This is a genomic window from Oceanobacillus halotolerans, from assembly GCF_010993955.1.
GTDB classification, from domain to species: Bacteria; Bacillota; Bacilli; order Bacillales; family Amphibacillaceae; genus Oceanibacillus_A; species Oceanibacillus_A halotolerans.
This window is the reverse complement of the sequence record NZ_WIXL01000021.1, coordinates 1-434: the sequence shown is the minus strand read 5'-3', so window position 1 is coordinate 434 and position 434 is coordinate 1. Positions and strand designations below refer to the sequence as shown.

Here is a 434-nt window from a genome sequence, read left to right as displayed (position 1 = left end):
GAATCGATCCCATGAAGGCATGCTGACAACCGAAACATCGATTCCTTTTCCTTGTAGAGCTTTTTGTGCTTCTACAGCTAATTGAACCTCTGATCCTGTTGCTAACAGAATCGCATCTGCTGTGTCTTTTTCAGCCTGACTAATAACATATGCACCTTTTTGGACCCCTTCATAAGCTTTTTCCGCTGTTCCCTCTAATGTTGGTAATCCTTGTCTTGTTAACACAAGTGCTGTTGGTTGATCGGTGGATTCCACTGCTAGGCGCCATGCTGCTTGTGTTTCATTTCCATCAGCTGGACGGATTAAGGAAAGATTTGGAATTGCTCGCAATGCAGCTAGCTGTTCAATTGGTTCGTGGGTTGGGCCATCTTCCCCAACGGCAATTGAATCATGGGTAAATACGTATGTTACTGGTGTATTCATGATGGCTGATA

Annotated in this window: 1 protein-coding gene; it reads right to left on the bottom strand. The window is 44.2% G+C overall.

The window, feature by feature from the left end; translation table 11 throughout:
- A partial coding sequence (locus tag GHC26_RS15990) for a transketolase-like TK C-terminal-containing protein (RefSeq protein ID WP_318937145.1) occupies positions 1-434 on the bottom strand: 434 nt, incomplete at both ends.